Origin of the sequence: Ventrimonas faecis (assembly GCF_040096075.1) — a bacterium.
GTDB lineage: Bacteria > Bacillota > Clostridia > Lachnospirales > Lachnospiraceae > Brotaphodocola > Brotaphodocola faecis.
The window spans coordinates 23,459-31,070 of sequence record NZ_JBBMFJ010000037.1 but is presented as its reverse complement, the minus strand read 5'-3'; the positions used below and the strand labels follow the sequence as shown (position 1 = coordinate 31,070).

Sequence of the window (7,612 nt, the reverse complement as noted above, 5' to 3'; positions counted from 1 at the left end):
ACAAGCCTGATTCACAAGCTTATCGCTCTTAATTATCATAGAAGAATCTTATTTACAGAGATTTTCTCATACTCTCATTAGAAGTGTAGGTGCGATCTGACGCAGCAGGTTCGCTGTATTTCTGTAAGTAAAGAAATTAGGATTGATAAATCCAAATACCAGACATAAAACGATCAGGCCCCCCGTTACGGTTATAACCTGTCCCATTCCCCTCTGGGAAAGGAAACGTCCCAGTACACCGGGCTTTTTATCACTTGAACTGCTCATATTGTCCCTCCTTGATGAGATTAAATCCAAAATTCGTTATAACGCTGTTTTCTGTTCAAACTGCGTTGCCTTAGTTAAGATCATATCCTGGGTGGCCTCTTCTACTGAAAGTTCTCCGGTAATACGGCCATCACACATAACAATAATGCGGTCACTCATTCCCATTACCTCTGGCATTTCAGAAGAAACAAACATAACACCAATGCCATTTTGCTTCAGCTGATTCATCAGGTTATAAATCTCTACCTTGGCAGCTACATCAATACCTCTGGTAGGCTCATCAAAGATAACAACTCTTGAATTTCTGGCCAGCCACTTGGCAACTACCACTTTCTGCTGATTTCCTCCTGAAAGGCTTCCTGCATCTACCTGTGCGTTAGGGAGCTTGATCTTCAGGGATTTTACAGCATCATCAACCATTGCTTTTTCTTTTTTCCGATTTACAGTCCCCTCCGGACCTTCACAAAGTATATCCAGGTTCGGAAGGGCAATATTATCTGCAATACTAAGTCTTGTACAGAGACCGTCTTTTTTTCTGTCCTCAGGTGCCAGTACCAGACCTGCTTTAATGGAATCTGCCGGACAGCTGATCTTTACTTCTTTTCCATCAATAAAGATCTCTCCGCTTTCTTTCGAATCAATACCGAAAATCGCACGAGTTGTTTCTGTACGTCCTGCACCCATCAATCCTGCAATTCCTACGATCTCACCTTCATATAATTCCAGATTAATGTCCCGGACCATTCTTCCTGCATTCAGATGCTTTACTTCCAGGATCTTTTTGCCTTTTTCACAGGACACTCTTGGGAATTTCTCCTTGATCTCATGTCCTACCATGTTGGCAATGATCTCATCCATCCTGTTAATATCATACGGCATCTGGGTAATGTATTTTCCATCGCGCATGATGATAACACGATCTACAATGTGCTGCAGTTCCTCCAGACGGTGGGATATGTAGATGATACCAATACCTTCCGACTTCAATTGATTGATGATCTTAAACAGATCATCAATCTCTTTGGATGTAAGTGCTGAAGTAGGTTCATCCATAATCAATACTTTGGCATTCTGTGAAAGTGCCTTTGCGATCTCCACCATCTGCTGTTTGGATACAGCCAGTTCACTGACCTGTTCCCTTGGATCAATATCAATATTTAACTTATGAAGGATTTCTTTTGTTTCCTGGTTCATCCGTTCATTGTCCAGACGACCATTTTTTATCAGTTCCCGTCCCAGGAAAATATTCTCCGCCACACTTAAATGAGTACACATATTTAATTCCTGATGGATAATGGAAACACCTGCATTTTTTGCCTTATTTGCATCCCACTCACCAATCTTGTTCCCAAACAGGATGATCTCTCCATCATCTCTCTGATAAACACCTGAAAGGATCTTCATCAGTGTTGACTTACCTGCACCGTTTTCCCCCAACAGTGCCAGCACCTCTCCGGCATACAGATCCAATTTTACACTATCTAAGGCCTTTACACCGGGAAACTCTTTCATAATGCCTGTCATTCGGACCAGTTCTTTCCCCACAGGCACCTCTGCCTTCTTTTCTCCCATATTTGCTTCCTTTCAAAGATGCTTTCCATCTGCACCAACGTTATTCCGTCAGTGATTCGATCCTCAAACAGCACTCCATCATGGCGCGGTCTGTATGATAAATACATTTCCACTGATTTCCCGTATCATCGATCACAGGTGTTCCGTCTGCTAAAAGCAGCTGTCTGGACTCTCCAACTTCCGGATTATAGAAATATTTCTTATCAAATTCCCATAACTTTATGAATGTATCCAGATATCTCTCATCCTCAGTAGCCTGGTAGGAGTCAAGGAAACCTGTCAGTGACTCAAAGTTCTGCCACCATTCTTTATCTGTTACAACAATACGGCCATCGTGCATTCCATCTCTGTAAATACCGCCGTGGATATTGTCCCAGCCATTTGCCAGTGTGTAATCTGCAAATTTTCTGGTAAATTCTCTGGCAGGCGGAAGTCCCAACACTTCATATGCACGGTTCAACAGCCAGATCAGTTCAATATTGTGTCCATAAGAAGTAGTATCTAATGGATTTTTGTTAGCACTTTCCGGATCTCTGTCATAATTCCAGGTTCTGCGAATGGAAATAGCCGGCTTTGGTGTAAAATCAATACTAAACTGATTTCTTCCACACCAGAAATCATAATCAACCATGTGTTTTAACACAATATCAATGATTTCCTGAAGAGCTCTCTTATGTACTTCCTTGTGGGTTGCCTCATAAAGAGTTGTATATGCTTCCATGGTGTGCATGTGGATATCCAGGGATTTCAGGTCTCCTCCATAAACTCCGGCACTTTCCAGCGTCCAGTCCTCTTTGAAGTTCTCAAAATAGCCGCCGTAGAAAGTGTCTGCTGCATATTTTTTCAGCGCATCAAAGGTTTTTTCCGCATATTCGATACCTCGCTCATCACCGGTAGCCATATAATATTCAGCTAACGCATAGATTGCAAAGGTCTGTCCATAAACCAGTTTCCCATTATCCAGGACATTTCCCTTCCGGTCTGTTACCCATGCCCAGCCGGTGTTCTTCTTATCCCAGAATTTATCAATGAAGAAATCTACACCCTGTTTTGCTGCTTCTTTGCATTTTTCTTCCCAGCCATAACGTTTTGCCAGACCATTGCGAAGAAGTGCCGAAAATCCCCAGATCATACGTGTCTGGGTTACGATCATTTTATCCTCAGGAGTTAATACTGCCAGCTCCTTCATCAGCTTTCCTTTGGAATCAAAACATACCAGATAACCGCCGTATTCTTTATCAATCCCATTTTCAAGCCAAAATGGAACACTTTCCTTCATAAAGCCTTCCATCTCTCTTTTTACTGTAAGGAGTTTTTCTCTCGTTAACTGTTCCATTATCATTTACCCCTCCTGTTCTTCTGTTAGGAAAATTATAACAAAACAGGAGGAAATAATAAGGGGACACTTTTTAGAATAGGGTAGACATTTTTCAGAATAATGCAGACATTTATCAGAAAAGTCTGCTGGTGATCTCGTACTCCTGTGGCTCTAACAGTACGGAAAAACTTCCGTCTTTTACGATCCCGATATGGTCTGATATATATACGCAGTCTGTAAGATAGCCGGTCAAAAGCAGAATAGATACTCCCGCTGCCTTCAGTTCCTGCATCCGTTTTAAAATATAGGTACGGCAATGCATATCCCCATAAGCAAAAGGTTTTTTTACCACCAGGATTTTAGGATGGAACAGGCTTATTTTATTATAGACCAGCCCGAATTTTTCCTTTAAAGAAAGGGAAGCAATATATTTTGTGTCAATAACATCTCCTGCTTCCCCATAATATTCATTGCGCACACTGTTAATATACGACTGCTTTAAAATACTTTTCTTTAATTTACGGTCCAGTAAAAAGGTAAGGTTTTCCAGATAGGACATTTCCGAAAAAAGGAAAGACTGCATTGGATTATCATCTAAAACGATCATTCCCTGGTCCAGACTGCTTTTTACTTTTTTTTCCATTTTTTTGTGTGCACAGAAAATCTCCCCCTCATAGTCCATGTATTTCCCTGCAAGGATCCCGGTCAGCCTGTCTATGATCTGGTCATCTGAATCCAAAAGCGTAATGCATTCCCCAGGCTTAATTCCCAGACTCAGGTTATGTATGTCCCCATCTGTAATGTTTTTTAGCTCCAGCATATATCCCTGATCCACTTTCGGCTTAAATACTGTATTTTCTTTAAAATAATAAATATAGGGAGCTATAGCCTCTTCCCTGAATTCTTCTGGTTCAAATAATTTTTTTATCCTTCCTCTGGAAAACAGGGCGATCTTGTCGCAGATTTTAAACATGATCCAGTGATGATAGCAGAAATACAGCGTAGAGATCCCCATGCTCTGCATTTTTCTTAAAAGCTGGTGAAACTGCGGGAAATCTGCCTGACCGATCAGTTTTTCCGGATACAGCACCACTAAAAGCTTGCTTCCCATTAAATAGGCCTTGGCAATCTCCACCATGATCCTCTCCATGGTAGTAAGCCTTTCCACCCTTTTATTCAGATCCAGATCCATGGAAAGCTGTTTTAAGACTCTATCTGCCTGTTCTCTTAAAACCAATTCATTGATCACCTGTTTCTTAAATCCGGGGCGCATAACAAACAGGTTATCCGCTATAGACAGATCATTGATCAGAGAGCTTTTCTGGTCGATCTGATAAATACGGTTAGACGTTTCTTCCTGATTTAAATAACTGTTTACCAGTTTGCCGTCCATATACACTCTTCCTGCATCAATAGGATGGTTCTTTGCCGTCAGTTCGATCAGTTCTTTGATTCCCCGGTCATTGACAGAAAGCATCCCTACGATCTCACCTGCAGTCATATAAAAACTGAAATTATCCAAATAAACAGCCCCGTCTTTTTTGCAGGTCACATTTTCAAAACGAAGTATTTCCTGTTTCATAGCTGCCTCCTGTTTATCAGCATGTTCGTTACATCAATTCTTTACGACCGGAAGTGTGATTTCCACATCCGTTCCCGAATCCGGCTGGCTGTAGATATAAATGCCATATTCTTCCCCAAACAAAAGCTTAATACGGTTATTTACATTTTTAACTGCAATTCCGCCTTTTTTACCGGTTTCCCCGCTGTTTTCCTCTTCCAGTCTCAGTGCTCTCAGCTGTTCATTCATAACCTTCACCTGACCTTTTTCAATCCCTACACCATCATCTGAGATCATAATGATCAGATGACTGTCTGTCATAGTGATCTTAATATCCAGATGACCTGTTCCAATCTTGCGTTCCAGCCCATGATAAATGGAATTTTCCACAATCGGCTGCAAAGTCAGCTTAGGAAGCTGGCATATAAGCGCTTCCTCTTCATCCTCACAATCATAGCGGATCCTCAGATCCAGCTTGCTGCCAAAACGAAACTGCTGAATATAATAATAATTTTCCACATTTGCCAGCTCTTCTTCCAATGTGACCAGGTTATTTACCTGGGAAATGGTATAACGGAAGTAAGTTGCCAATGCCTCCGTCATCTCCGCAATGGAATCCACACCTGCGATCAGCGCCTCTGCCCGGATGCCTTCCAGGGTATTATAAAGAAAATGGGGATTGATCTGATTCTGTAATGCCAGATATTCCGATCTTTTCTTAGATACAGTGATCAGCTCGCTTTTGTCTAACAGGGCATAAAAACGACGCAGCATATTCTGTTCTTCCTCATTTAAAAGATAAGGCATATGGTAAATATCCTCATAACTGTCCCCTCTGGCAAAAGCCGCCTTTATCCGGCTGTTCACTTTTAAAGGCCGGTAGATCAGCTGATAAGCGGCATAAAGCAGGATAACATAAAGCACTCCTAAAAACAGAATAAACCACTTCATTTTCCCCGTCTTCCAATCCTGAAGGAACAGGATGAACAACAGACTGATATGAAAAATCAAAAAAATCGCTGCGCCCCAACGTATACGGTCAAAAAGATAACTTTCTTTATTCATGAATAGATCTTCCTGTACTCTCCCGGCTTCAGTCCGGTATATTTTATAAAACATTTCGTGAAATATTTCACATCTGCATAGCCTACCTTTTCGCAGATCACATTCATTCCCTCATTTCCGGAAACCAGCAGTTTTTTCGCTGCATCCATACGCACTGACTGCAAAAATTCCAGAAAAGTTACCCCTGTTTCTTTCTTAAAAAGCGTGCTGAAATATCCAGGAGCAAAGCCAGCCATCTCACTTACTTCTTCTAAGGTAAGCGAGCGGCTATAATTATCTTCTATGTACTGCTTTGCCTGACGTATGGGCCGGTGATCTTCTGCCTTCTTCGCTTCAGAAGCTTTTTGCAGAGATCTTCCTATCGTCCCACCTAAAAGGCGGAACAGTTCTTCTATATCTGCACATTCCCCTGCGTCTTTGCTGAATTCTTCCACAAATTTAGCTTCACTGTCCACACGGATCCCCCTGCTCTTCATGCAAAACAGATAATGATTGCAGGCTTCCTTAGTCATTTGCAGGATCTCATAACCGGTGATCCCCGGATAGTTCTTTAATACATCCCGCAGACCTTCAATCGTCCGCCTTGTCTCTACTACATTTAAAGCTTCGACTGCCCGTTCCATTTCCCTGTTAAAACGATAAAATGCCTCACTATTTATAAAATCAGAATTTTTTCTCTGTTGTGCTTCATCCATTTCCAACATCCGCCCGGTTCCTAAAAGAAGCCTCTGCTTAATCATAAATACAGCATCCAGAAAAGACTTCCTGATACCGCCCGCTGTGTTTACCATGCTTCCCATTCCTATGGTAACACTCATTCCATTTAAGATACTTTCCTGGGCTTTCAGTTCATCCATCATCTGGCGAACATTTTTCCGCACATTTTTACTCTCTTCTTCCCTGAAATTCAACAAAATATAAAAGGTAGAGTACTCTGCATAAACCTCATGGTCAAAACATACCGGTTCCAGATACTGTAATGCCAGACCTGCTGCCTTGTCTGCCAGGAAAGAAATACAGCTGTCATTGTGGCTTACATGGTCAAATTTGATGGCTGCAACCTGAAATACTCCCTCACGGAAATGGAAATGATACTGGTTGTTCAGTTCTTTCAGGCTGATAATATTTTCCCGCTCCCGGTCTCCGTAGATTATACGGGAAATAAAACTGGTACGCAGCTTTCCTGCATCATTTTTTAAGGCAAGGCGGACTCTTTCTTCAAAATTTAACTGTTCATTTTTCTCCCTGTAAATATCTGCGATCTTTTGTAAGGTATCCCGTAATTCCTCTTTATTAATAGGCTTTAAGAGATAATTTCTCACACCATAACGGATCGCCGTCTGGGCGTATTCAAAATGCCTGTATCCACTGATTATGATGATCTCTGTATCCGGCAGTTTTTCTTTTACTTTCCGGATCAGCTCCATCCCATCAATTCCCGGCATACGTATATCTGTGATCACAATATCCGGCTTACAGATTTCTGCCTGCTCTAATGCCTCAATACCATTAGAAACAGTTGCCACTATTTTTAACCCCATTTCTTCCCAGTTGATCAGCTTTATGATCAGCTGACAGATCTTTTCTTCATCATCTGCGATCAATACCTTCAGCATGTTCCCCTCCTCATTGCACAAAACATCTCCTGATATATCGTTTCGTAAATAACTGTACTAATCGCGTAGGATGCGGATTTGAGTGTGCAGGTCTAAAAACGCAGGCGTAGCGGGCTACGCTGAGGCTTTTAGACCTGTGTAATCAGATTCGCAGACAAATGAGTAGTATAGTTATTTCAAAAACGATGTACCAGTATATCAGTGTATCATCTT

Annotated in this window: 6 protein-coding genes; all 6 read right to left on the bottom strand. The window is 41.6% G+C overall.

Annotated elements, in window-relative coordinates; all coding sequences use genetic code 11:
- Window positions 1–66 precede the first annotated feature (66 nt).
- Window positions 67–267 carry a hypothetical protein gene (locus WMO41_RS14200; protein WP_349230327.1) on the bottom strand — a complete coding sequence of 67 codons (201 nt, stop codon included), beginning with the start codon at window positions 265–267 and terminating at the stop codon, window positions 67–69.
- A gap of 36 nt (window positions 268–303) precedes the next feature.
- Window positions 304–1,812 carry a sugar ABC transporter ATP-binding protein gene (locus WMO41_RS14195; protein ID WP_349230330.1) on the bottom strand — a complete coding sequence of 503 codons (1,509 nt, stop codon included), beginning with the start codon at window positions 1,810–1,812 and terminating at the stop codon, window positions 304–306.
- Between the two features lie 67 nt (window positions 1,813–1,879).
- A complete protein-coding gene (locus WMO41_RS14190) occupies window positions 1,880–3,175 on the bottom strand; it encodes an AGE family epimerase/isomerase (protein ID WP_349230326.1) in 1,296 nt (431 codons plus the stop codon).
- A gap of 115 nt (window positions 3,176–3,290) precedes the next feature.
- Entirely contained in the window at window positions 3,291–4,739 is a 1,449-nt protein-coding gene (locus WMO41_RS14185; RefSeq protein ID WP_349230325.1) for an ATP-binding cassette domain-containing protein, read from the bottom strand.
- 33 nt (window positions 4,740–4,772) lie between these two features.
- Window positions 4,773–5,669 carry a sensor histidine kinase gene (locus WMO41_RS14180; protein ID WP_349230324.1) on the bottom strand — a complete coding sequence of 299 codons (897 nt, stop codon included), beginning with the start codon at window positions 5,667–5,669 and terminating at the stop codon, window positions 4,773–4,775.
- A 110-nt stretch (window positions 5,670–5,779) separates the two neighbouring features.
- Complete coding sequence (locus WMO41_RS14175) at window positions 5,780–7,399, bottom strand: response regulator (protein WP_349230323.1); 1,620 nt, start codon at window positions 7,397–7,399, stop codon at window positions 5,780–5,782.
- Between the last annotated feature and the right edge of the window lie 213 nt (window positions 7,400–7,612).

Coding starts and splice junctions, on each gene's coding strand:
- WMO41_RS14190 (WP_349230326.1), bottom strand. CDS start 3,175: ATGGAACAGTTAACGAGAGAAAAACTCCTTACAGTAAAAAGAGAGATG.
- WMO41_RS14175 (WP_349230323.1), bottom strand. CDS start 7,399: ATGCTGAAGGTATTGATCGCAGATGATGAAGAAAAGATCTGTCAGCTG.
- WMO41_RS14185 (WP_349230325.1), bottom strand. CDS start 4,739: ATGAAACAGGAAATACTTCGTTTTGAAAATGTGACCTGCAAAAAAGAC.
- WMO41_RS14200 (WP_349230327.1), bottom strand. CDS start 267: ATGAGCAGTTCAAGTGATAAAAAGCCCGGTGTACTGGGACGTTTCCTT.
- WMO41_RS14180 (WP_349230324.1), bottom strand. CDS start 5,669: ATGAAGTGGTTTATTCTGTTTTTAGGAGTGCTTTATGTTATCCTGCTT.